Source organism: Tianweitania sediminis (genome assembly GCF_017813335.1).
GTDB lineage: Bacteria > Pseudomonadota > Alphaproteobacteria > Rhizobiales > Rhizobiaceae > Tianweitania > Tianweitania sediminis.
This window is the reverse complement of record NZ_JAGIYY010000003.1, coordinates 235,999-259,674: the sequence shown is the minus strand read 5'-3', so window position 1 is coordinate 259,674 and position 23,676 is coordinate 235,999. Positions and strand designations below refer to the sequence as shown.

Here is a 23,676-nt window from a genome sequence, read left to right as displayed (position 1 = left end):
GACATCGGCGGGGCGCGCTTCACGCGCGCCAATCAACTCAGCCGGCGGCCAGCCGTACGCCGGCAAGAGGATGCGCAATCACCTTGTCGATGCGCCGGCCGTCGAGATCAACGACTTCGAAGCGCCAGCCCAGAGCATCCACGCTTTCACCTGTAGCCGGCAGGTGCGCCAGTTGCGCGAGAACGAAGCCGGCGAGCGTTTCGTAGTCGCGGTCTTCCGGCAGGGTCAGCTTCAGGATATCCGCCATCTCGTCGGCCGGCATGTAGCCAGCCAGCAGCCAGGAACCGTCCTCGCGCTGCACGGCGTTCGGGTTGCCGTCGTCGGTGTAATCCGAGCGGAATGCGCCGGTGATTGCTTCCAGCACGTCCGCCGGCGTGACGATGCCTTCGAAATGGCCGTGCTCGTCATGCACCAGAGCCATGGGCACCGACGCTTCCTTGAGCGTCGTCAAAGCGGCGAGAGCGTCAGCGTTGTCATGGATGATCGGCGCCTGGCGCACGAAATCCTTGATGTCGAGTGGCGACGTTCCGCTTAGGATCGCTGCAAGAAGTTCGCGGGTCTGGATAACGCCCACCATGTCGTCCACGCTGCCATCCCCGGCCGGCAGCCGGGAATGCGGCGTGTCGATCAGGGCTTGTCGAACCGATTCAGACTCCGACTGCACATTGACCCAGTCGACATCTGTGCGCGGTGTCATGATGCCGCGCACCGTACGGTCTGCAAGACGCATGACGCCCGCAATCATGGCGCGCTCGTCCGTTTCGATGACGCCCGCTCCTTCCGCCTCGGCGATCAGCGACTTGATCTCCTCATCAGTAACCCGTTCCTCCCCATCCGATTTCTGACCAAGAAGCTGCAAAACCGCGCGGCCGGAAACATCGAGGAACCAGACAAGCGGCGCGCCGATCACGGCGAGCACCGCCATGGCGGGCGCCACGCGAGCGGAAACACCTTCTGGATTGCGCAGCGCGATCTGCTTGGGGACGAGTTCGCCGATGATCAAGGAACCATAGGTGATCGCAGCGACCACGAGGCCGACGCCTACCGCGTTGGCTATTCCGGCAGGAACATCGGCTTCAATCAGCAGGCCTGACAAACGCTGGCCCAGTGTTGCGCCTGAAAACGCACCGGACAACACCCCAACCATGGTGATGCCGATCTGAACGGTCGACAAGAAGCGGCCCGGATCGCCAGCCAAAACAAGCGCCTTTGCAGCGCCGGTGGAGCCTTTATCAGCCATTGCCTTCAAGCGGGCTGGCCGAGACGACACGATCGCCAATTCGGACATGGCAAGCAGGCCGTTGATGATAATCAAGACAACGACGATAAGAACTTCAATGTAGACCATGCCCGTTCCATATCACCCCACGCCGCGCTGTGCGAAGTGGGAATGCTCCGTAAACAGGCGGGGTCGGTAAAGGTTTCCCCTGTTTAGCGGCAAGCGCGGTAGCCGTTGCGGCGGTCCTTGATGTCGAAGTGGAAGTGATCGGCATGATCGGCGTTGTAGCCGGGGCCCAGGACGGTCGTGAAATAATCGCAACCGTCCGCACGCACCGTGTTGAGCAAGCCGCGTGCACGGAATGCAAATAGTCCCTGCTTTTCCACCTTGATGTCGCGGCCGTTGTTCAGTTCGATCCGCATCACGTCGAGCGCGTTGCCCTTCGAGTGTTCCGACGCGACATTGGTGCGGTTGATGCGCCGGCAGGAATAGCTGGAGCCCTGATGGATCGTCTTGACGCCTGACCAGTAGCGACGCCGCGCATTGGGAGCGAGTTCATTCTTGGTCCAGCTCGCAAAAGCCACCGCCATGTCACAGCTCAGCGTGGCAGCGGGCGCCATGTTAATGCCGCCCGAAAGCTGCGACACCTTCACCGGGTAGTCGATGCTGCAGGCGCCGCCATCGTTGATCGGCGCCAGATCCTGGTAAGTCACGCCGAGGCGCTTCAACTCGCGGCGACAGGCGACTTCATCCGCCGGCATCGTTTCGGCGCCAAGCTGCGACATCGGCAGGCTCAAGCGGGGATATCCGACCATCATCGGGTTGGATGGAACGAGGCGCTGCAGGCCAGCGCCTGACTTGGTGACGCTCGCGCTGGGCCGCGCCTGCTCCGCCCTTCCGCAGGCAGCGAGGCTCACAAGGCCGATGAGAGCGGACGCAAGCAGCACGATGCGAGCGGGATGTTTGGCCTGCAAGAGCACCTTGCGAGAAGCTTGAACGGGCATGGCACTTCCTTCCGAACGGAGGCCCCAAGGTAGCCTCAGATCCTAAAGGAAAGTTCAGCAGCGGCTTCAGCAATCGCGGTCACACGAAACCAGATCATGTAAAATCAAGGGGTTAGCAATGCGCTTTTAACCCGCTCTTCACCATGATCAGAATTGAATCAAAGTTGCATTATTGGCAGAAGGTTGACCCTTCTCGCCGATCGGCGAGATCAAGGTGGAGATGATCGGAATGATCCGCATCCGAGCCCGGCCCAAGCACGGTGGTGAAAGGCCCACACGCTTCCTTGCGCACTTCTTGAATGAAGGCTGCTTCGTCCGGGCCCTCTTCTTGCCCAACGACGATGTTGCCTTCGCCGGAAAGCTCGAAGCTCATGATGTCGATGGCATTGCCCAAAGCATGTTCCGATAGCTTCTGCGTTCCTCGTCGCGGTCGGCAGACGTAGCCGGACCCGTTCGCTAGGCTCACGATCCGTTCGCCCAGGTGCCGTTCCGCGGCAGCTTGCCCTTTCGACTGCATGAACTCGGCTGCCGCTCTCGTGACGGCGCAATTTGCAATCAAAGGCGGTTCCACGGCAATGCCGCCGCCCAGCTCGGCAACCGCGAGAGGGTAAGGCATCGCGCACCCGTTTTCGCCGCTTTCAGGCGGACGCGGTTCAAAGGAAACGCCGAGCTTCGTGAGGTCTGCCCGACAGGCGATTTCTTCCGCCGGCAACGCTCCCACCAGGGACGCGGGGAGGGGCGGCCCCTGCACTGGCTTGGGGCCAGTCGGGTCCGCTTTCATCGGCCGGTCTGCAATGGCTGGGCTGGCGGGCTCTTCCGGGGGTGCTGCCTTTGGCCGTTCTTCCGGTTTCGGCGGGGTGGCTGGAAGTTCCTGAGCCACCGGTTCTGAACCGGTTTCTGGAGCCACCGGCGCCGCAGGTACCAGACTTCCTTCCCGAGGCGCAGCTTCAGGAGCCGGCATGACCTGGGGCAGCTCAGGATTCTCCTGCGCGGCACCCATCGCCGGCAAGAATGCGGCGGCTGCTGCGGCGAGGAAAGCGGCCACTCGGCCAGAACGCGCGGGACATGCCATGCGATCTACTTGGCGCAGGGGACCGATGCGGCAATGAGAAGGCGCTGCCGTTCTTTCTTTGTCGCAGTGTCAGGCGCTGGCGCGGGCGCTCCGGCGTTCCTGGATTGCCGGCACGATTTCCACCAGCAACATGGCCGCAAGGATCAAGCCGCAGCCTGCCAAACCGCTCGCCGGCAGGCGTTCGCCGAGGAACAAGGCGCCAAACATGGCTGCAAACACCGCTTCCGAAGACAGGAAGATGGCAGCTTGCGCGGCCGTGGTGTAGCGCTGCCCGACCACCTGCAGCGTGAAGGCAAGCCCGCCGGAAAAGATGCCGGCGTAAAGGATCTGCCAGGCGGCGCCGCGGATGGCTGCCCAGCCGATCGGTTCCAGCAGCAGGGCCGCGACAAGGCCAATTGCGCCGCAAACGGTGAACTGGATACAAGCCAGCGTCACCGGACGCCCGGCATCCTGCGCCGCGCGCGCGATAAAGATGAGCTGGGCCGCGCAGAAGATGGCGCCGCCGATAGTCAGCCAGTCTCCCGTGCTCAGACCCACCAATGTTCCGCCGGACAACATGAAGATACCGGCCAGCGCCGCCAGCGCGGCCGGCCACACGATGGGGTGGGGGAAGTGGCGAAACAGCAGGATCGCCAGAAGCGGTGTGAACACGACATAAAGCCCGGTGAGGAACCCTGAGTTCGTCACCGTGGTGCTCAACAAGCCGAACTGCTGCAAGGCTATTGCTCCGAAAAGCAGGAGACCGATCCAGGCGAAGGCTAGCCAATGGTGGCGTTCCAGCGGGACGGTGCTTCCCCGGCTTTCCCGCAGGGCGAACGGAAGCACGCAAATCGATGCCACGGCGAAGCGAAGGCCAACGAACAGCAGCGGGCCCATCACGGCCATTGCGCTCGCCTGGGCAACAAAGCCCATGCCCCAGATGGCACCCGCAAGCAGCAGAAGGAGGTTGGCCTGTATGCGCGTCATGCCGCGCTGTAGCTGAAACACCGATGCTTCGCCAAGTCACCGTTGTCAGGAGACTGCGGCCGACTATCCTCGGGGCCTGCGAAGAACCGTAGCAAATAGACGTGGAATCGTGAAAATCCTTCGCTATATTGTTTCGAGCACGCCGATTTGGGTCCGCTAGCCACGCGCTACCGGGCCGTTTTCTTTTGTACCGCTCAAGGCGCGGTAGCCGACCAGAAACAAGGGTCGGATGACGGAGGGACGGGAATGAACAAGGTGCCGATGACCAACGGCGGCTTCACGAGCCTCAAGGAAGAGCTTCGGTGGCGCCAGCAAGACGAGCGTCCACGGATCATCGAAGCCATCTCCGAGGCGCGCGCCCATGGCGATCTTTCGGAGAACGCGGAGTATCACTCGGCCAAGGAAGCGCAGAGCCTGAACGAAGGCCGCATCAATGAGCTGGAAGATCTCATCGCGCGGGCCGAGGTGATTGATGTTTCCAAGCTGTCCGGCGACACGGTGAAGTTCGGCGCAACGGTCGAGCTTGTTGACGAGGACACGGAAGAAACCAAGACCTACCAGATCGTGGGCGACCAGGAAGCGGATGTGAAGCTTGGCCGCATCTCCATCTCCTCGCCAATCGCGCGGGCGCTGATCGGGAAGAAGCTCGGCGACACGATCGAGGTCAATGCGCCCGGCGGCCCTCGCGGCTACGAGGTTGTCGACGTCCGCTTTGGCTGACCAGCGGCCGACCGCAGCAAAAGAAAAGGCGCGCGACATCGACGTCGGGCGCCTTCTTGTTGTGGCGCCCAATTTCAAGAAGCGGCTTTCGGGGGTCACCAGCACGATCATCCAGCTCGTGCCGCTGCAGGCCCGCACGCTTCCGATTGCAAGCCTCGGCACAGGCTTGACACCCCACGTGCCCCGAATGCGCTGGAAGCAGGTGCCTGGGCTTCTTCGACGGCCTGAAGCACGGTCATTCCGCATCTGGCACGCGCGTCGCAATGTCGAGATGATCGGCGGCCTCCTTTTGCGAGATCTTTTCCGGGCGCCTTTGAAGATCGTGTTCACGTCTGCCGCGCAGCGCCACCACAAGCCGTTCACCAGGTGGCTGATTGCACGCATGGATGCCGTGATCGCGACCAGCGCGCGCTCCGGCCGGTTTCTCCGGGTCCCTCACACGGTTGTGCTGCACGGCATTGACCTCGGAACCTTCACGCCAGCGGTCAACCGCGATCGGGCAGTCGCGGAAGCAGGCTTCTTGGGGCACAAGCTGATCGGCTGCTTTGGCCGTATCCGTCCGCAGAAGGGCACCGACCTGTTTGTCGAGGCGATGCTCGACCTTCTGCCCCAGCATCCTGGCTGGACCGCGATCATTACCGGGCGCGTTACGGCGGAACACCAGGCCTTTGCGGCCGATCTTCAGGCGCGGATACGGGCTGCCGGGCTGGCGGATCGCATCCTTTTCTTGGGGGAAGTTCCTGACATCAAGCCGTGGTATCAGCGCCTGACCTTGTATGTCGCGCCGTCGCGCAACGAGGGCTTCGGGCTCACTCCGCTTGAAGCGATGGCCTGCGGTGCTGCGGTTGTCGCAAGCGACGCCGGCGCTTATGCCGAGATGATCCTGCCGGACCGAACAGGGCAGGTAGTGCCAGCCGGCGACGCGGGCGCGCTACGCGCCGCCATCCAGCCTTACCTCGAGACCCCTGGCCTTGCCGAGTTTCACGGGATGGCGGCACTCGCGCATGTGCGCGCGACATTTCCGCTTCAACGCGAAGCGGATGCGATCCGCGCTGTTTATGATCGCCTTTGGCAGGGAGAAGCGCCGTGACGCGCCCGGTCGCAGAGATGCTGATCCTCGGCAAGGCGAACAGCTATGGACTGACACGCGACGCCGCTATCCTCCGCGATGCCTTGGCGGATGCTGGTCTTCAGGCGGACTACGCCACCCTGAAGGAGCGCTCGTTTTTGGAGCGAATCCGTGGCACCAAACGCGGCCGTCGCATCGTCCACCTGGAGCGGGCGCATCCCGCGTGGTTCGGCGCGGCGAACGAAACATGGCTCATCCCCAACCAGGAGCGCTTTCCGCGGCGACAGATCGGGCGGCTGCGGCATGTCGAGCACGTGCTTGCGAAAAGCCGCCATGCGGAAGCGATCTTCCGTGAGCTCGGCGTGCGCACCAGCTATCTCGGCTTCTCATCGCCGGACCGATTGCTGACGGGTGTTCAGAAGGATTTCGGGCGCTTCTTCCACCTTGCTGGCGGATCCACGCTGAAAGGCACGGAAGATGTGCTTGCCGCCTGGGCGCGCCATCCCGAATGGCCCGAATTGTTTCTGGTGCAAAAACAGGTGAACGTCTCGAGCCGTTTGCCCGCGAATGTGCAACTGATCTCCGGCTATATGGACGATCAGGCGCTGCAGGCGCTCCAGAACGGATGCGGCGTGCATCTTTGTCCGTCACGCTCGGAGGGCTGGGGGCACCACATCCTCGAGGGATTGTCGGTCGGGGCACTTGTTCTCACCACCGATGCCGCGCCCATGAACGAGCATGTTGATGCCAGTTGCGGCGTTCTCGTCCCGTTCGGGCGAAGCGAGCCGCGCCACCTCGGCACTAACTTTTACGTGGATCCCCACGCTTTCGACGCGGCAGTCGAGCGCATCCTTGCCATGCCAGAAGCTGAAAAGCAGCGCCTCGGAGAAGCGGCCAGGGCTCGGTTTGAAGCCGTAAACGCAGGTTTCCTGCGGCGGGTGGCGGAACTGTTTGCCTAGAAAGCCGCCATGGCATCGTCTACGGCGATCATCCCTTCATCCTTCACCTGCCGGATAGTGAGCGCGGTGCGGACGGTGTCGACATTAGGCGCGGAGGTCAGAACCTCAATCACGAAGGACTGGAAGGTTGCGAGATCAGTCGTGACGCAATGAAGAAAGAAGTCGGAATCCCCCGACACCATCCAGGCAGTTCTGACGATCGGCCAATCCTGCACGAGCTTGGAAAACGCCTTGAGGTCGGCGTCGGACTGTCGGTTCAAGCCCACCAGCGCGAAAGCCACAACTGTCATGCCAAGGGCGGAATGGTCGAGCAGCGCCCGATATTGCCGGATGATGCCGCTGTCTTCGAGCCGCTTCACACGCCGTAAACAGGGTGGCGCCGAGATCCCGACGCGCCGCGACAGTTCCACATTCGTCATGCGGCCATCGTCCTGCAACTCCCGCAGGATCTTCCAGTCGATGGCGTCGAGATCGATTTTTTGGGGCATGGCGCTCGCCGAACAGCATTGTGCACTGCGGCGGAACCGCAGGGCTGCATAACGCAATCTTGTTGCCAAGCCTAGCGCGGCGTGCCGATCCGGGCGTGGACAAAGGCCATGCTTGCCTTGCAAGGGATCGGTGCCAAGCCTTACATTCGCACCAGATATGGTTTGGCTGTTGCCCCAAGCAACGGCTACGAAAGGCATTCCCTATGGCGACGCGTCACGCTCCTGTTGCGATCATCGGATCGGGTCCGGCCGGCTACACAGCCGCGATCTATGCTGCGCGTGCCATGCTGAAGCCCATGCTGATCGCCGGCATGCAGCAGGGCGGCCAGTTGATGATCACCACGGACGTCGAAAACTACCCCGGCTTTGCCGATCCCGTACAGGGACCCTGGTTAATGGGCGAAATGCAAAAACAGGCCGAGCATGTCGGCACCGAGATGGTGAGCGACCTGATCACCTCGGTGGATCTTGATGTGCGCCCGTTTCGGCTGATCGGCGATTCCGGCACCGTTTACACGTGTGATGCGCTGGTGATTGCCACCGGAGCACAGGCGAAATGGCTCGGCTTGCCTAGTGAAACAGCCTTCATGGGCTTTGGCGTTTCCGCTTGTGCCACCTGCGACGGCTTCTTTTACCGCGGCAAGGACGTGGTGGTGGTCGGCGGCGGCAATTCCGCGGTTGAGGAAGCGCTTTACCTGTCGAACCTCGCGCGCCACGTCACCGTTATTCATCGTCGCAACGAATTCCGCTCCGAGCGCATCCTGCGCGAACGGCTCATGGCGAAGGACAACGTCACCGTGTTGTGGGACACGGTGGTGGACGAGATTGTCGGCAAACAGGCTCAGAAGCCTCTTCCGCCGTCGGTCACCGGCATTCGGCTGAAGAATATCCGCACAGGTGCCGTGGAGGAAATGCCGGTGGACGGCGTTTTTGTTGCGATCGGTCATGCGCCTGCCACGGAACTGTTTCAGGGCAAGCTCAAGATGAAGCCGAACGGCTACCTGTGGACGGCCGCTGATTCGACCGCGACGTCTGTCCCAGGTGTGTTTGCCGCCGGCGATGTGACGGACGACATTTACCGACAGGCGGTGACGGCTGCGGGAATGGGTTGCATGGCAGCGCTCGAGGCGGAGCGCTACCTGGCAGGGCTCGAAGTGCACCGCGAAGCCGCAGAATAAGAAGAAGCCGGCGCAGAGGGGCGCCGGAGGGGAAACAAGATGGCGCTCGATTGGGACAAGCTGCGGGTCTTCCACGCCGCAGCTGAAGCAGGCTCGTTCACGCATGCCGCTGAGAAACTGCGCTTGTCGCAATCGGCCATCTCACGCCAGGTCAGCGCGCTGGAACACGATGTCGGCGTGCCCTTGTTCCACCGTCATGCCCGCGGCCTGGTGCTGACGGAACAGGGCGAACTTCTTTTCCGGACAGCACATGAAGTGCTGATGAAGCTGGAAAACGTGCGCACCCAGCTGGTGGAAGCAAAGGATCGCCCGTCGGGTGTCCTGCGCGTCACCACAACGGTCGGCTTGGGCGCTGGCTGGCTGACGGAGCGGGTGCAGGAGTTCATCGACCTTTATCCGGAAATACAACTCCAGATCCTGCTGGCCAATGAGGAGCTCGATCTCACGCTACGCCATGCGGATTGCGCGATCCGCCTCCGCCAGCCGCAGCAGCCGGATCTTATTCAACGGCGGCTTTTTACGGTGCATTTTCATCTTTACGCGTCGCCGGCCTACATCGCCAAGCATGGCAGACCCGAAAGCGTCGCCGATCTCGACAACCACCGGATCGTCACCTTCGGAGAGCCCGTGCCCTCTCACCTGACCGACCTCAACTGGCTTGAAACAGCCGGAAAGCCGGAAGGCGCGCGCCGGTTCGCGACACTGCAGATCAACGATATCCTGTCGATCAAGCGTGCAGTCCAGCGAGGCGCAGGCGTGGCGATGCTGCCGGACTACCTGGCGGAAAAGGAAGCCAATCTCGTGCAGCTGATGCCGGAAACCGAGGTGCCTTCCTATGACACCTATTTTGCTTACCCCGACGCCCTGAAGCAGCAGGCAAAGCTGCATGTCTTCCGCGACTTTCTTCTGTCAAAGGCGCGCAGCTGGGCGTTTTGATGCTGTGCATCTTCCCGCGGCCGCAACACCGGGGCGGGAACAATAATCATGCAATCTGGGTTGTTGGGCATCCGGCTTTGCGCTCGTGCGGCACGCTTGTGCGAGCGCGATCATCACTCATTGCATCGTTGGTTGGCAGTATGCACAGTTCTTGTGTTTCTGCATGGGTGCAATGCAAAACAGCCTGCTTGATGTTTAAGCAGAAGCGGCCCATATCACCGTCATCTCCCGGGCGCGTTCTCCTCCCATTAGCGCCCGCGAGTGTTCCCCTCTGGAGGTTAGCCTTTTAGGCACTCCATCAACTCAGCCCGGTCCTTGCGATCGGGCTTTTTTCTTTTCTGGGGCTGAGCAAAGGAAAGCCGGAAGCACCTTTCGGCGCTCCCGGCTTGCAGCACCGAGCGGAAGGGACGGTAGCACCCGAAGCTGCATCCAGCAGCACGGAAGAGCTCCATTGCCGCTGGCGGGCTTCTAGGCCCCGTTGGCTGAACAGGGCCGGACACAGCGGTTTAGGCGGTGTTCATTTTCATGCACCGGCACTGAAAAAATCCTCTTGAAACCGATTTTCGGTCTCACCACCTATCCGTTGCGGTCGCCTGTTTGGGGCCGCTGGCTGGCAAGAACGCCCTTGTGGGTTCTGCAACCGGCCATACGCAAACCTTGTTGCTCACAGGAGAACACATCATGCGTCACGTAGATTTTTCGCCGCTTTACCGCTCCACTGTCGGTTTCGACCGCTTGTTCGGCATGCTCGACACGCTGAGCCAGCCTGACGCGGGCACCAGCTATCCGCCCTACAACATCGAGCGCACTGGCACGGATGCTTACCGCATCTCCATGGCGGTGGCCGGCTTCTCGGATGAGGAAATCTCGATCGAGGCCCACCGCAATGTGCTGACGATCAAGGGCGAAAAGAACGAGTCCGAAAGCGAAGAAGGCGTTGAACTGCTTTATCGCGGTATCGCTTCGCGCACCTTCGAGCGTCGTTTTCAGCTGGCAGACCATGTTGAAGTCAGCGGTGCCAACCTCAAGAACGGCCTGCTCCATATCGAGCTGAAGCGCAACGTTCCGGAGGAAATGAAGCCTCGCAAGATTTCCATCGGCTCGGCGGCAAACACCTCCAAGCAGATCGAAGCGAAAGCTGCCTGATCTTCAAGTCGTAGCGGACAAAAACGGCGCCTTTTGGCGCCGTTTTTTTGTCAGTTTCGAAGCAGGCGGCTAACCTGGTCGAGATCGCTCGACGTTGTCGCAAAGCTGGTGACGAACCGGTACAGTTGCTCGCCCTCTTGAAGGGTGATGTCGCTCGTGCGAGGCAACTTCCAGGGGTAGAACACCGCGCCGGCCGCCTGGAGACGCTCGGCAACCGTCGGGGATAGCACGGCAAACACCTCGTTGGCTTCTGGCTGCCAGCCGAGCCTGCCGCCGGGCGACTGCGCCAGGATATCAGCAAGCTGCCGCGCCATGGCGTTGGCGTGGCGCGCGGTTTGCAGCCAAAGATCATCGCGAAGATAAGCGTCGAACTGCGCTGCGATGAAGCGCGTTTTTGAAAACAGCTGTGCACCGCGCTTGCGGATATAGGGGAGTTCCCCCGTGAAGCGGTCGCCGAAGATGATGATGGCTTCCGCACACCAGCAGCCGTTCTTGGTTCCGCCGAACGACACCACGTCGACCCCGCGCTTCCACGTCATTTCCGCCGGTGAAACGTGAAGCGTTGCAAGCGCATTGGCGAAGCGTGCGCCATCCATGTGCAGCGGCAGATCGTGTTGCCGGCATACCGCGCTGATGGCGTCGAGTTCGGCCAGGGAATAAAGCGTCCCGATCTCCGTGGCCTGGGTGACCGTCACGCCCATCGGCCTGCCGCTGTGAACGAAGCCTTCCGGGAAGCGAGCGATCGCCTTTTGCAGCGTGTCAGCGGTCATTTTTCCCGCTGGCCCGTCCACCCCGTGCAGGCGCGATCCGCCAAGAAAGAACTCCGGCGCACCGCATTCGTCTTCGATCACGTGCGCTTCGCGGTGGCAGAAGGTCACCCCGCCCGCCTTGTTGAAGGCCGTTAGCGACAGCGCATTGGCCGCAGTGCCCGTTCCAACAAAGAAGACCTGGCAATCACGCTCGAAGATTTCCGCGAATCTTGCTTCTACCCGCCGGTCAAGATCGCTGGTGCCGTAGGCCTGGGCGAAGCCGCTCGCATGCTGCACAAGGCTTTGTACAATGTCCGGGTGAGCGCCGGCCCAGTTGTCGGAAGCGAAAAACATGAGAAAATCCGTGAGGGGGTCAAGGGGAAGGCTGACCATCACGCGAAACGAAGCGTCGGCGCAAGGCGTTCTTGCGAGGCACATGGTCTTCCTGCCGACATTCGGAAGCCGACGAAATTTTATTGCGCCGACCGAGGCACCGCTTGTCGCATATTGCGCCGCAGCGACGATTTGTTGCTGTTTCGATCTTGTGCGGGATTTGTTAATCTGGCATACGAGTTAGGACAGCATTGCTGTCTCAATCAGACCTAGTGTTCAGGCCGGTCGAAAGCTCCTTTGCTTTCGCACCGGCTTCATGCGCCCGCCGCTCACGCCGAGTGGCTCAACTGGAGGCAGGACCCATGATGAAGGACGACACGCTTCGCGTCACGCAGCCCGCTTTGGGATCTGCTGCCACGAAAACTGCCGCCGTTCCGGGCGGTTCGCTTCCTCAAGCTCGTGGTCTCTATGACCCAGCCAACGAACATGACGCCTGCGGCGTTGGCTTCATTGCCAACATGAAGAACGTGAGATCGCACCAGATCGTGGCGGACGGTCTTCAGATGCTGGAGAACCTTACCCATCGTGGCGCGGTCGGCGCTGATCCGTTGATGGGCGACGGCGCTGGCGTGCTCGTGCAGATCCCCGACCGCTTCTTCCGCGAGGAAATGGCGGCGCAGGGCGTCGATCTTCCGGCTGCTGGTCAATATGCGGTTGGTCACATCTTTATGCCGCAGGACCCAACCTTGCGCGCTCATATCGAAGACGTGATCCGCGAAGCCGCGCAATCGGAAGGCCAGCCGGTGCTCGGCTTCCGCGATGTTCCGGTGGACAATTCTTCGCTTTCAAAGGCGCCCCACATCGCGGCCTCCGAACCTGTGCATCGCCAGGTGTTCATCGGCCGTGCAGCCGAAATCGGGGATGACGACGAGTACGAGCGGCGTCTTTACATCCTGCGCAAGGTGATCTCCGGACGCATTTTCCAGGAAAACGGCAACAAGGACATCGGCGCCTATATCGTTTCCCTGTCCGCGCGCACGATTGTCTACAAGGGCATGTTCCTGGCCTACCAGGTCGGTGCTTATTACAGGGATCTGACGGACTCGCGTTTCGAGAGCGCGCTGATCCTCGTCCACCAGCGGTTCTCGACGAACACCTTCCCGTCCTGGAAGCTGGCGCACCCTTACCGCATGGTTGCTCACAACGGCGAGATCAACACGCTGCGCGGCAACGTCAACTGGATGGCGGCGCGGCAGGCCTCGGTTGATTCCGAACTGTTCGGCAACGACATCTCGAAGCTGTGGCCGATTTCCTATGAAGGCCAGTCAGACACTGCCTGTTTCGACAATGCGCTCGAGTTCCTGACGCAGGGCGGCTACAGTCTGGCGCACGCCATGATGATGCTGATCCCGGAAGCATGGGCCGGAAACAAGCTGATGAGCGCCGAACGCAAGGCGTTCTACGAATATCACGCGGCCCTGATGGAGCCGTGGGACGGTCCTGCCGCCGTCTGCTTCACCGATGGCCGCCAGATTGGTGCGACGCTCGACCGGAATGGGTTACGGCCCGCGCGCTACATCGTCACCGATGACGACCGGGTTATCCTCGCTTCGGAAGCCGGCGTGCTTCCGGTGGAAGAAAAGCATGTTGTCACCAAGTGGCGCCTGCAGCCCGGCCGCATGCTTCTGATCGACCTCGAAAAGGGCCGCATCGTTTCCGACGACGAGGTGAAGACGGAGATCGCAACTGCCAATCCGTATCGTCAGTGGCTGGCCAACACGCAGCTCATTCTGGAAGACCTGAAGCCGGTGGAGCCGCGCGCGCTGCGCAAGGACGTGTCCTTGCTCGATCGGCAGCAGGCGTTTGGCTACAGCCAGGAAGACACCAAGATCCTGATGGCGCCGATGGCGACGACCGGTCAGGAGGCCGTCGGCTCCATGGGCACGGACACGCCGATTTCGGCCATGTCCGACAAATCGAAGCTGCTTTACACCTATTTCAAGCAGAACTTCGCCCAGGTGACCAATCCGCCGATCGACCCAATCCGCGAAGAGCTCGTGATGAGCCTCGTGTCCTTTATCGGGCCGCGGCCGAACATCTTCGACCTGGAAGGCTCTTCACGCCGCAAGCGGCTCGAAGTGCGCCAGCCCATCCTCACCAATGGTGATCTGGAGAAGATCCGCTCCATCGGCCATACCGAGGATCGCTTCGACACAAAGACCATCGACTTCACCTATGCCGCCCAGGAAGGGGCCGCCGGCATGCGTGGTGCGGTGGACCGCCTGTGCGAGCGCGCGGAAGCGGCGGTCGCCGGCGGCTACAACATCATCATCTTGTCGGACCGGCAGGTCGGACCGGATCGGATTGCCATTCCCGCGCTGCTTGCGACGGCGGCCGTTCACCATCACCTGATCCGCAAGGGCCTGCGTACGTCGGTTGGCCTGGTTCTTGAAACCGGCGAGCCGCGCGAAGTCCACCACTTCGCATGCCTCGCCGGCTATGGCGCCGAGGCGATCAACCCCTATCTCGCGTTCGACACCCTGCTCGACATGCACAAGCGGGGCGAGTTCCCGCCGGAAGTCGACACGCATGAGCTGGTTTATCGCTACATAAAGTCCGTCGGGAAAGGCCTTCTCAAGGTCATGTCCAAGATGGGCATCTCGACCTATCAATCCTATTGCGGCGCGCAGATCTTCGACGCGATCGGCCTGAAGACCGACTTCGTGCACCAGTATTTCGCGGGCACCGCGTCGCTGATCGAGGGCGTCGGGCTGGAGGAAGTGGCGGAAGAAACCGTGCGGCGTCACGCAGATGCCTTCGGGTCCGACCCCGTGCTTCGGACTGCCCTGGAGGTTGGCGGCGAATACATGTTCCGCATGCGTGGAGAAGCGCATGTGTGGTCGCCCGACGCGGTTGCCACGCTGCAGCATGCCGTTCGCAAGAATTCCTGGGAAACTTTCAAGGAATATTCGGAGCAGGTCGACAGCCACGCATCGCGGGCCCAGACCATTCGCGGCCTGTTCAAGATCCGGCTGGCAGAAGAATCCGGCCGAGCCCCGGTTCCGATCGACTCGGTTGAACCGGCTGCCGCGATCGTGAAGCGCTTTTCGACAGGGGCGATGAGCTTCGGCTCCATCAGCCGCGAAGCGCACGCCACCTTGGCCGTGGCTATGAACCGGATCGGCGGCAAGTCCAACACCGGCGAGGGCGGCGAAGAACCCGATCGCTACCTGCCGCTGCTGGATGGTTCGTCCAATCCTGAGCGTTCGGCCATCAAGCAGATCGCGTCCGGGCGGTTCGGCGTGACAACGGAATATCTCGTCAACTCCGACATGATGCAGATCAAGGTTGCCCAAGGAGCAAAGCCCGGTGAGGGTGGCCAGCTTCCGGGCCACAAGGTCGATGCGACGATCGCCAAGACTCGCCATTCGACACCAGGTGTCGGCCTGATCTCGCCGCCGCCGCATCACGATATTTATTCAATCGAGGATCTGGCGCAGCTCATTTATGACCTGAAGAACGTCAATCCGGCGGCGGATGTGTCCGTGAAGCTCGTTTCCGAGGTTGGTGTCGGGACGGTTGCCGCCGGCGTTGCCAAGGCGCGCGCCGATCACATCACGGTTTCCGGCTATGACGGCGGCACCGGTGCATCGCCGCTGACCTCCATCAAGCATGCGGGTTCGCCGTGGGAGATGGGGCTTGCCGAAACGCACCAGACCCTGGTGCTGAACGGGTTACGTTCCCGTGTCGCGTTGCAGGTCGATGGTGGCCTGCGGACCGGCCGGGATGTCATCATCGGTGCTCTGCTAGGCGCCGACGAGTTCGGCTTCTCGACCGCGCCGCTGATTGCCGCCGGCTGCATCATGATGCGCAAGTGCCACCTGAACACCTGTCCTGTGGGCGTGGCGACGCAGGACCCCGTTTTGCGCAAGCGCTTCAAGGGCGCGCCTGAGCACGTGATCAACTTCTTCTTCTATGTCGCGGAAGAGGTCCGGCAGTTGCTCGCCGCGATGGGCTACACCAGCATCAACGAGATCATTGGACAGTCGGAACTGCTCGCCAAGGAAGAGTTGATCGAGCACTGGAAGGCAAAGGGGCTCGACTTCACGAACCTCTTCTTCAAGCCGGATGCGCCGAAGGCCGCCACCTATTGGACCGAGCGTCAGAAGCACCCGATCGATGACGTGCTTGACCGCAAGCTGATCGCTGAGGCGATGCCGGCTTTTGAAAGCCGCCAGCCGGTGGCTATCGAAACGACCATCCACAATGTGGATCGTTCGGCCGGCGCAATGCTGTCGGGCGAGGTCGCCAAGCGCTTCCGCCATCGCGGCCTTCGCGAAGATACGATCCGCGTGAAGCTGACGGGAACGGCAGGCCAAAGCTTCGGCGCGTTCCTGGCGCGGGGCGTTTCCTTCGAGCTGATCGGGGACGGCAACGATTATGTCGGCAAGGGCCTTTCGGGCGGAAAGATCGTGATCCGTCCACCCGAAGACACGCGGATCGTGCCGGAAGAGTCGATCATCGTCGGCAACACCGTGCTTTACGGGGCAACCGAAGGCGAGTGCTATTTCCGCGGCTTTGCGGGCGAGCGCTTTGCCGTTCGCAATTCCGGTGCGATCGCGGTGGTGGAGGGCGTGGGCGACCACGGTTGCGAGTACATGACGGGTGGCGTGGTTGTGGTGCTCGGGCAAACCGGCCGCAACTTCGCGGCAGGAATGTCCGGTGGTGTCGCTTATGTGCTGGATGAGGCAGGCGATTTTGCGGAACGCTGCAACATGGCGATGGTGGAGCTCGAGCCGGTTCCCGAAGAAGACGACATGCTGGAGAAACTGCATCACCACGGTGGCGATATCGCTCACAAGGGCCGGGTTGACGTCACGGGCGACATGACCAAGCACGACGAGGAGCGCCTGCTAAAGCTGATCTCCAATCATGTTCACTACACGGGTTCGGCGCGCGGCAAGGCCATCCTGGATGATTGGGCGAGCTATCGTCCGAAGTTCCGGAAGGTCATGCCGGTGGAATATCGCCGCGCCCTGATCGAAATGGAGCGCATGCGCATGGGTGTTGCAGCGGAATAGGAACCTCGGGATGCGGTTTGCTCGTCAATCGAACTTGCAGGGCGTCGGTCGGATTGGAGCTTTTCGAGCCAACCAGGGTCGCGCTCTGGTGTCGCGGGTCATCGCTGCGTCCGCGTTGTTGGCGGCAGCGAGCCTCGCTTTCCAACTTTGGCCGGCATCAGCGGCCACGGTGGATCTCCACGCCGCAACCGTGATCGTTACCGGGCGCAGCAATCTTGCCGAGCGGACGAGGGGCATTCGCGAAGCTCTGCCCCTCGTCATCACAAGGCTCAGCGCGGACTCGGCAGTGGGGCAGCGGGCGATCGAGCAAGGATTGCAGGATCAGGCGGAAACGCTGGTGCGAGATCTGGAATACCGCGACCGCAAGGAAGGGATCCAGATTTCAGATGAACAAGGGACCCGTGATCGCAGCTTCGAACTGACGGTGCATTTCGATCCGGCTGCCATAGATGCCATGGTGGCACAGCTCGGCGGGACAGTCTGGTCTGGCGAGCGCCCCGAAGTCGCCGTTGCCTTGATCATCGATGACAGTGTTTCGCGCTTCCTCCTGACCGAAGGCTCGGATCGCGGCTATGGTCAGCGGCTTGCCTTGAACGACGTTTCCGAAGCTCTGGCGCTTCCGGTTGTTCTCCCGAAGGCATCAGGTGATCCGGTTGATGCGCAAGCAGCGCAGGAGGCCGCCCTGTCAGAGTTTCCGGTCAAGTTGGCCGGCGAGATGACTGTGACGTCGGCGGGCTATTGGAACACTGACTGGCGACTGGAAGCACCAGACGGCGTTGCGGAGCGCTTCGCGACGTCCGAGACAACGTTCGATGTTGCGATCGAAGAGGCCCTTCGCCGCAGCGCGAAACTGCTCGCAAATCGATAAGAACAATCCCGAAGTGGGGTGTCGGCGCTTATCACGGCGCTTCTGCCAGCTTGGAGTAGACGATGGGTAAGGTGACAGGGTTTCTCGAGATCGACCGGCAGGTGCACAAGTACCAGCCGGCTTCCGATCGCATTCGGCATTTTCGTGAATTCACGTTGCCCATGTCGGACAAGGAAGTCGAGAAACAGGCGGCTCGCTGCATGGATTGCGGCGTTCCTTATTGTCATGGTCCGACGGGATGCCCGGTCCACAACCAGATCCCCGATTGGAACGATCTGATCTACGGCGGCGATTGGGAAGGCGCGATCCGCAACCTGCATTCCACCAACAATTTTCCGGAATGGACCGGCCGCATCTGCCCCGCTCCTTGTGAGGAAGCTTGCACGCTGAACCTCGAGGACATGCCGGTTGCCATCAAGACAATCGAGCAGGCGATCGCTGACAAGGCGTATCAGCTCGGTTACATCCGCCCGCAGCCGCCTGAGGTGAAGACAGGCAGGACTGTTGCGGTTATCGGCTCAGGACCGGCCGGTCTGGCGGCAGCGCAGCAGCTGGCGCGTGCTGGTCACGACGTCCATGTTTACGAGCGCGAATCCAAGCCTGGCGGTCTACTTCGCTTCGGCATTCCGGATTTCAAGATGGAGAAGGGCACGATCGATCGTCGTGTCGAGCAGATGCAAGGCGAAGGAGTAACCTTCCGCTGCGGCGTCAACGTCGGCGTCGATGTGACAGTGGAGACGCTGCTGGCTGAGCACGACGCGGTTCTTTATTGCGGTGGATCGGAAAACCCCCGTCCTGCCGGTATCCCGGGTGCCGACCTGGAGGGTGTTCATGACGCGATGCCTTACCTCGTGCAGCAAAACAAGCGCGTGGGCGGTGAGGACATCCAGTCCACGGCGTGGGGCAGGGACCCGATCCTAGCTGGCGGCAAGCACATCGTTGTGGTTGGCGGCGGCGACACGGCGTCGGATTGCGTCGGAACGGCATTCCGACAGGGCGCGGTGCGCGTGACGCAGCTCGACATCCGGCCACAGCCGCCGGAAAGGGAGGACAAGCTCAGCGTCTGGCCCTATTGGGCGACCAAGATGCGGACCTCCTCTTCGCAAGCCGAAGGGGCACAGCGCGAGTTCCAGGTCGCGACCCTGGAGTTCATCGGAGAGGACGGCGTCCTGACTGGCGTGAAGTGCTGCGAAGTGGACGAGAAGCGCAAGCCGATCGACGGCACGGAATTCGTGATCCGCGCCGATCTCGCCTTTATCGCAATCGGTTTCGCTGGCCCTCTGCCCGGCACCGGCGTGATTGCCGAACTCGGTGAACGGCTGAAGCTCAACACCGACAGCCGGCGGTCGGTCAATGTCGTGGCGAATGACAGGGACTACAGCACCAACATTCCCAAGCTTTACGCAGCGGGTGATGTGCGGCGCGGACAGTCACTGGTGGTTTGGGCGATCCGCGAAGGTCGTCAGGCAGCCCATGCCATTGATGCGGCGCTGATGGGATCGTCCGTTCTGCCGCGCTGAAGCTGCGGACTATCGGCTGACCGGTTCGCCGCCGGTGGCCGAGCCGATGGACGCGGTCCCGTCTGCCTCAGGCAGAGGCGTTGCGCGTTTCTCAACTCCGAAGCTGTCGGCACGGCCGCTTCGGGGCTGTTCGCGACCCTGACGGATCTGCAGGTCTACACCGTCGCCAGGCGCAGGATCGGCGCCTAGCAGTTCGGCGCTGCCATCCAGCGTCGGGTCCGCCAAAGAAATTGGCACGGTGCGCACGACCCGGAGCGGTTGTTGCGAGTCGGGGCGCAGATCCGAGCCGGGTGTATAAGCGGGCCCAGCCAACCCGACACTGGCGGCCGCCGCGTTGCCCAAGGCCTTTTGCAGCGGCTTTTCGGCGTAGAAGGCAAGCTTGCGCTTGCCCGCAGCCGTCATGTTGATGCCGTCGCTGCCGCGCAACCGCACCTGTTGCCCGTTGATGTCCGGTCCCGTCGTAATGAAGGCGCCGTTTTCATCGACGAAGCCGTCCCAAACATCGACGAAATCGACGCCCGTGCGAGATAGGCTTCGATAGATGTCGTTGTTCGCCAGCATGTCGGACGAAAGGGCGGATTGCTTGAAGGCCGGCATTCCGACCCAGATCAGGGGAATGCCGCGCTCCTGAACGGCGGTCACCAGAAGATTGGCACGCCGACCGTATTCCTCGGTCCAGCCCGCCGTGCGCGGCTCCAGGAGTCCGCTTTCCGCCTTGATCGGCTGTCGATCATTCGAGCCGAGCATGATGACGACGGCCGCAGGCTTTTCTTCGTCGAGGATCGGTCCGATCTCCGCCGGCCAGTTGTAGAAATCGTCGCGCACGATCCCGGATGAACCATTGGCGCGGTCCACCACACGCACCCCCGCATCCTCACGAAACACCGTGGTCAGGCCTTCGGCAAGGCCGCTGGCCAGAAAGTCGCCGATCACGAGAACGGTCTTGGCGTCAGGGCGCTTGGCAACCTCCTGAGTCGGCGCTGGAGCGGCCACAACAGGAGACTGGCTGCGCCGCTTCGTGCGGGTTGCTCGCTGCTGCGGCTTGCGGCTGCGTTCGCGCGTGTAGCTTCGCTGTTGCGGGCGCCCCTGTTCCATGCGCTGCTTGCGCGCCCGGTTGTAGAGTTCGCGGACGGCGGCGCCGTCGAAGGCCTGGGCTTGCGCGGCGGTGGGCGCCTGCACGGAAGGGACGGCCAGCACCGCAACCAGTGCAGCAAGGCCGCACAGGCAGCGCAACGCTGTTTTGAACCATCCCACCGGGTGCAAGTCGTCGTTTCCTCTTTTGCTTCCTAGTTCGACCGCAGGGTGGTCAGGACTTCTTTGCTCGGATGACCATCCGCGTTCAGGCCGCGCTTGGCCTGGAACGCCTTGATCGCTTCGCGCGAGCCGCTGCCGATCTTGCCGTCGATCTTGCCGTCGTAATAGCCGTTCATGGTCAGGCGCTGCTGCAGTTCCTGCGTTTCCTCGAAAGTGAGGCGCGTGAACGGCCGGTTCCAATCCTGAACAAGCGGGCCGTAGCCGGCAATCTGGTCAGCAAGGAGGCCAACGGCCAAGGCGTATTTGTCGGCGTTGTTGTACCGCTTGATGACGAAGAAATTCTTGGTCATCAGAAACGCTGGACCCGCGCGGCCGTCCAGCACCTTCAGTTCGGCATTCTGGTTGCCGCGCGGGAAGGACTTGCCGGATGCGCGCGTCACGCCGAGCGACTCCCATTTTGCGAGGGATAGCGAGCCGCCTGGGAACTTCCGGCCGGCCGGCAACGTGACCTCGTAGCCCCAGGTCTGGCCGGACTGCCAGCCGTTCTTGCGCAGGAGGTTCGCAGCCGTGGCAAGCGCATCAGGAACCGAGTTCCAGATGTCTCGCTTGCCATTGCCATCGGCATCGACGGCATAAGCGAGGTAGCTTGTCGGAATGAACTGGGTGTGACCCATGGCGCCGGCCCAGGAGCCGCTGAGGTGGCTCTCGTCGATGTCGCCGCTTTCCAGGATCTTCAAGGCAGCGAGCAGCTGCTGGCTGCCGAACTTCGAACGGCGTTTGTCGGCATAGGCGAGCGTTGCCAGCGAGCGCACCACGCTGCGCATCACCTTGTCGTTCTTCAGAATCTCACCGTAGTTCGATTCCATGGACCAGATGGCAAGCAGAATGTTGCGGTCGACGCCATACGCCTTCTCGATGCGATCGAGCCACGGCTTCCATTGTCGCGCCATCTGGCGGCCGACCATGATGGAGTTGTCATTGATGCGGTTATCGAAGTAATCCCAAACAGGCGCGGTAAATTCCGGTTGGTAGGCGGCTTTTTCCAGAACCTCCGGATCGATGGCGTTTACGCTACGAAAGGCGCGATCGAAGGTCCTGCCGGAAATGCCACTTTTCACCGCGGTCGCCTTGAAGCTTTGAACCCAGCGTTGAAAACCGGCATCAGCCTGCGCCGGAGTGGCGATCAAACCAGCGGGCGCGGCCAAAGCGGCCGCCAGTGCAAGGCTTATGAGGGTGCGGGCGGTGCGGCGAACAGGCATCGTCTTTTCCTTCAAGTCAGAACGAAGTCACACCTTGGCTCAACCGGGTTATCAGATGGTTTACCATAGTGCCTTGCAGCAGGCGATCGCGGCGGTTTTGGGGAACCTGACAGGAACGTGATCAGCGCTGGAGCTTGAGGCCGAGGTAAATGCTTGCGGTGTCCGTATCGCGGAAAGGCAGATTGCTGCTGACCTGTTCATAGCGCCCGCGTGCCGTGATGCCCGCGTAACGGTTGAACCAGTAGGTCAGCGTGGTTTCACCGTTCCAGATCAGGTCGCGGCCATCGATGTTCTTGTAATCGCGCCAGCCGAGGCCCAGCGATGCAGTGCCGGTCAAGTTGGCACGCAATTCACGGGTCGCGGTCAGGCCGGCCGAGTAGAAGATCGAGCCGGAGTCGCCTGGCGTGGTGGAGCCTTCCACGGTGGTGTCGGCATTGATTGCAACCGTGGTGCCGCGCAGCGGCGACCAGGTCAGGTCGGCAGAGAACGTGGCGCCGGACAGACGCTGGAGGCGATCATCGTCGAACTCCTCGCCGAGCCAGCCGGCAGCAAACTCGCCTTGAAGCTTTTCCGTGAAGTCGAATTCAAGCCCCGCGCGCAGGCCGGTCCGCAGCGAGGTGCGCTGGTAGCCGGCCGCGTCTGCTTCATTGTCGTAGAAGCGTTTGCCGATTTCGCCTTCAACGAAGGGAATGAGGACCGGCGACAGTTCCCAACCGGTGCGAAGCACGAAAGCGGCGAGGGTGGAGTTCCGATCCTTCTGCGAAAGCGTGCCGCCGGTGGAAAGATCGGCGTCGCCATAGATTTCGCGCTCCACGCGACCGGTGCCGCTGAGCCGAAGCTGCCCGAAGGATCGGCTAAGGCCGGCACTCGCTTCCATTGTTTGGCGGATCGGCTCGTCCAGCGTCCCCTCGATCACAACCGGCGATGTCGCCGATTCCGGCGTGATCAGGTAGTTGCCGCGCAGGTCCAGCGCGTAGTCGTTCGCCAGATCAAGGCGCAAGGCGGCATCAAGCCCGCCGTAGTAGTCTTCCGTTTCTTCCCCATCGAGCGACTTGCGGTAGGTCGCGTAGCCGCTGAGTGCGGCCGAATGGCGTGACCAATCGGAGGTGCCGCTCAGCCGCAATGTGCTTTCCGAAAGGAGAGCGGGCTTGCCATCGGCGCTCGAGCTGGCGTTCGAGGTGTAAACGAGGCCCTGTTCCAGGGTCGGAAACAGGAGGAACTTGCCTGCGCGCAGGCCGACTGGGGCGAACGGCGTTTCTTCAAAGGTGCGTCTCCGCGCCTCGATTGCCGGCGTGCGCTGGTTGGTGTCTTCCAGAAGCGCATCGGCATCCAAGCGCGCTTGTGCTTGCGCGGGCAGGCTGTCGATCGTTCCGGTGACGTCATCACTGGACGCGCGAGCGTCGGCCACGCTTCCCCCTGCGCGCAGCTGGCGCCGGCCGGACGGCTGGGCAGGGTCCGCAGCCGTAGGCGCTTCCGCCGCCCTTTGCCGCTGGTTCGTGGGTGTTGCCGGCCGCGGGAGACGGTCGGAAAAAGGATCGGCTTGCTCGGGGTCGAAGAGAGAGGGGGAGTCGGAGATGATGTCGAAAGAGGCACGCGGCTCGCGTGGCAGGGCGCCTTCGCTGACCGGCTCGTAGACCGGGGCTGCTGCGAGCGCCTGCAAGGCTGATCCACTCGGCGCCTCCTCGTTGTCCGCCGCGGTCCGGAGGCCGCTTGTTTGCGCAAGCGAAGGCTGCGCCATCAAAAGCAGCGCGGCTGCGGTGCCGGAGGCCAAGCGAAACACGCGCAACCCGCTGTTTCGTTGAAGATGGTTGTCTCGGCGATGCGCCATGTTTTTTTCGACGATTGCCCGCGCCCA

The 23,676-nt window shown here is 62.0% G+C and carries 18 protein-coding genes; 9 read left to right on the top strand and 9 right to left on the bottom strand.

Annotation, left to right across the window (positions count from 1 at the left end):
- Window positions 1-37: 37 nt before the first annotated feature.
- The 4 genes from J5Y06_RS11705 to J5Y06_RS11690 all read right to left on the bottom strand — a co-directional run bounded on the left by J5Y06_RS11705 (window position 38) and on the right by J5Y06_RS11690 (window position 4,261).
- Window positions 38-1,348 (bottom strand): hemolysin family protein, encoded by a 1,311-nt coding sequence (locus J5Y06_RS11705; protein ID WP_209335340.1) that lies wholly within the window; start codon window positions 1,346-1,348, stop codon window positions 38-40.
- A gap of 83 nt (window positions 1,349-1,431) precedes the next feature.
- Window positions 1,432-2,223 (bottom strand): extensin-like domain-containing protein, encoded by a 792-nt coding sequence (locus J5Y06_RS11700; RefSeq protein ID WP_209335339.1) that lies wholly within the window; start codon window positions 2,221-2,223, stop codon window positions 1,432-1,434.
- Between the two features lie 169 nt (window positions 2,224-2,392).
- Complete coding sequence (locus J5Y06_RS11695; protein ID WP_209335338.1) at window positions 2,393-3,004, bottom strand: extensin-like domain-containing protein; 612 nt, start codon at window positions 3,002-3,004, stop codon at window positions 2,393-2,395.
- Between the two features lie 360 nt (window positions 3,005-3,364).
- Complete coding sequence (locus J5Y06_RS11690) at window positions 3,365-4,261, bottom strand: DMT family transporter (RefSeq protein WP_209335337.1); 897 nt, start codon at window positions 4,259-4,261, stop codon at window positions 3,365-3,367.
- A gap of 246 nt (window positions 4,262-4,507) precedes the next feature.
- Here J5Y06_RS11690 and greA point away from each other — a divergent pair, with 246 nt between their 5' ends.
- The 3 genes from greA to J5Y06_RS11675 are packed head-to-tail and all read left to right on the top strand — an operon-like array spanning window position 4,508 to window position 7,009.
- Window positions 4,508-4,981: a transcription elongation factor GreA gene (gene greA / locus J5Y06_RS11685; protein ID WP_209335336.1), complete on the top strand. Its 474-nt coding sequence runs from the start codon at window positions 4,508-4,510 to the stop codon at window positions 4,979-4,981.
- Window positions 4,929-6,071, top strand: a complete 1,143-nt coding sequence (locus tag J5Y06_RS11680; protein ID WP_209335335.1) for a glycosyltransferase family 4 protein — start codon at window positions 4,929-4,931, stop codon at window positions 6,069-6,071. Before greA ends, J5Y06_RS11680 begins: the two co-directional genes overlap by 53 nt.
- Window positions 6,068-7,009, top strand: coding sequence for a glycosyltransferase (locus J5Y06_RS11675; RefSeq protein WP_342453413.1), 942 nt, complete (start codon window positions 6,068-6,070; stop codon window positions 7,007-7,009). Before J5Y06_RS11680 ends, J5Y06_RS11675 begins: the two co-directional genes overlap by 4 nt.
- Here the strand turns inward: J5Y06_RS11675 and J5Y06_RS11670 are convergent.
- A complete protein-coding gene (locus J5Y06_RS11670) occupies window positions 7,006-7,497 on the bottom strand; it encodes an Lrp/AsnC family transcriptional regulator (protein ID WP_209335334.1) in 492 nt (163 codons plus the stop codon). The two genes, J5Y06_RS11675 and J5Y06_RS11670, sit on opposite strands and share 4 nt — an antisense overlap.
- Before the next feature lie 203 nt (window positions 7,498-7,700).
- Between J5Y06_RS11670 and trxB the strand changes: the two genes are divergently transcribed.
- The 3 genes from trxB (at window position 7,701) to J5Y06_RS11655 (ending at window position 10,757) form a co-directional block, all read left to right on the top strand.
- Window positions 7,701-8,675, top strand: coding sequence for a thioredoxin-disulfide reductase (gene trxB / locus J5Y06_RS11665; RefSeq protein ID WP_209335333.1), 975 nt, complete (start codon window positions 7,701-7,703; stop codon window positions 8,673-8,675).
- A gap of 39 nt (window positions 8,676-8,714) precedes the next feature.
- A complete protein-coding gene (locus tag J5Y06_RS11660; RefSeq protein ID WP_209335332.1) occupies window positions 8,715-9,611 on the top strand; it encodes a LysR family transcriptional regulator in 897 nt (298 codons plus the stop codon).
- A 681-nt stretch (window positions 9,612-10,292) separates the two neighbouring features.
- Complete coding sequence (locus J5Y06_RS11655) at window positions 10,293-10,757, top strand: Hsp20 family protein (RefSeq protein ID WP_209335331.1); 465 nt, start codon at window positions 10,293-10,295, stop codon at window positions 10,755-10,757.
- A 50-nt stretch (window positions 10,758-10,807) separates the two neighbouring features.
- Here the strand turns inward: J5Y06_RS11655 and J5Y06_RS11650 are convergent, their stop codons facing one another.
- Window positions 10,808-11,860, bottom strand: a complete 1,053-nt coding sequence (locus tag J5Y06_RS11650; protein ID WP_209335330.1) for a threonine aldolase family protein — start codon at window positions 11,858-11,860, stop codon at window positions 10,808-10,810.
- Window positions 11,861-12,204: 344 nt separating this feature from the next.
- On the opposite strand from J5Y06_RS11650, the gene gltB reads away from it, so the two are divergent.
- The 3 genes from gltB to J5Y06_RS11635 all read left to right on the top strand — a co-directional run bounded on the left by gltB (window position 12,205) and on the right by J5Y06_RS11635 (window position 19,308).
- Window positions 12,205-16,920: a glutamate synthase large subunit gene (gltB, locus tag J5Y06_RS11645; RefSeq protein ID WP_385931799.1), complete on the top strand. Its 4,716-nt coding sequence runs from the start codon at window positions 12,205-12,207 to the stop codon at window positions 16,918-16,920.
- Between the two features lie 10 nt (window positions 16,921-16,930).
- A complete protein-coding gene (locus J5Y06_RS11640) occupies window positions 16,931-17,788 on the top strand; it encodes a DUF2066 domain-containing protein (RefSeq protein WP_209335328.1) in 858 nt (285 codons plus the stop codon).
- A 62-nt stretch (window positions 17,789-17,850) separates the two neighbouring features.
- On the top strand, window positions 17,851-19,308 hold the full coding sequence (locus J5Y06_RS11635) for a glutamate synthase subunit beta (protein WP_209335327.1): 1,458 nt from the start codon (window positions 17,851-17,853) through the stop codon (window positions 19,306-19,308).
- A gap of 9 nt (window positions 19,309-19,317) precedes the next feature.
- On the opposite strand, the gene J5Y06_RS11630 is transcribed toward J5Y06_RS11635, so the two are convergent.
- The 3 genes from J5Y06_RS11630 to J5Y06_RS11620 form a co-directional block, all read right to left on the bottom strand.
- Window positions 19,318-20,562, bottom strand: a complete 1,245-nt coding sequence (locus J5Y06_RS11630; protein WP_342453422.1) for an SGNH/GDSL hydrolase family protein — start codon at window positions 20,560-20,562, stop codon at window positions 19,318-19,320.
- Window positions 20,563-20,594: 32 nt separating this feature from the next.
- On the bottom strand, window positions 20,595-21,821 hold the full coding sequence (locus J5Y06_RS11625; RefSeq protein WP_209335325.1) for a lytic murein transglycosylase: 1,227 nt from the start codon (window positions 21,819-21,821) through the stop codon (window positions 20,595-20,597).
- A gap of 121 nt (window positions 21,822-21,942) precedes the next feature.
- Complete coding sequence (locus tag J5Y06_RS11620) at window positions 21,943-23,649, bottom strand: outer membrane beta-barrel protein (protein ID WP_209335324.1); 1,707 nt, start codon at window positions 23,647-23,649, stop codon at window positions 21,943-21,945.
- Window positions 23,650-23,676 lie beyond the last annotated feature (27 nt).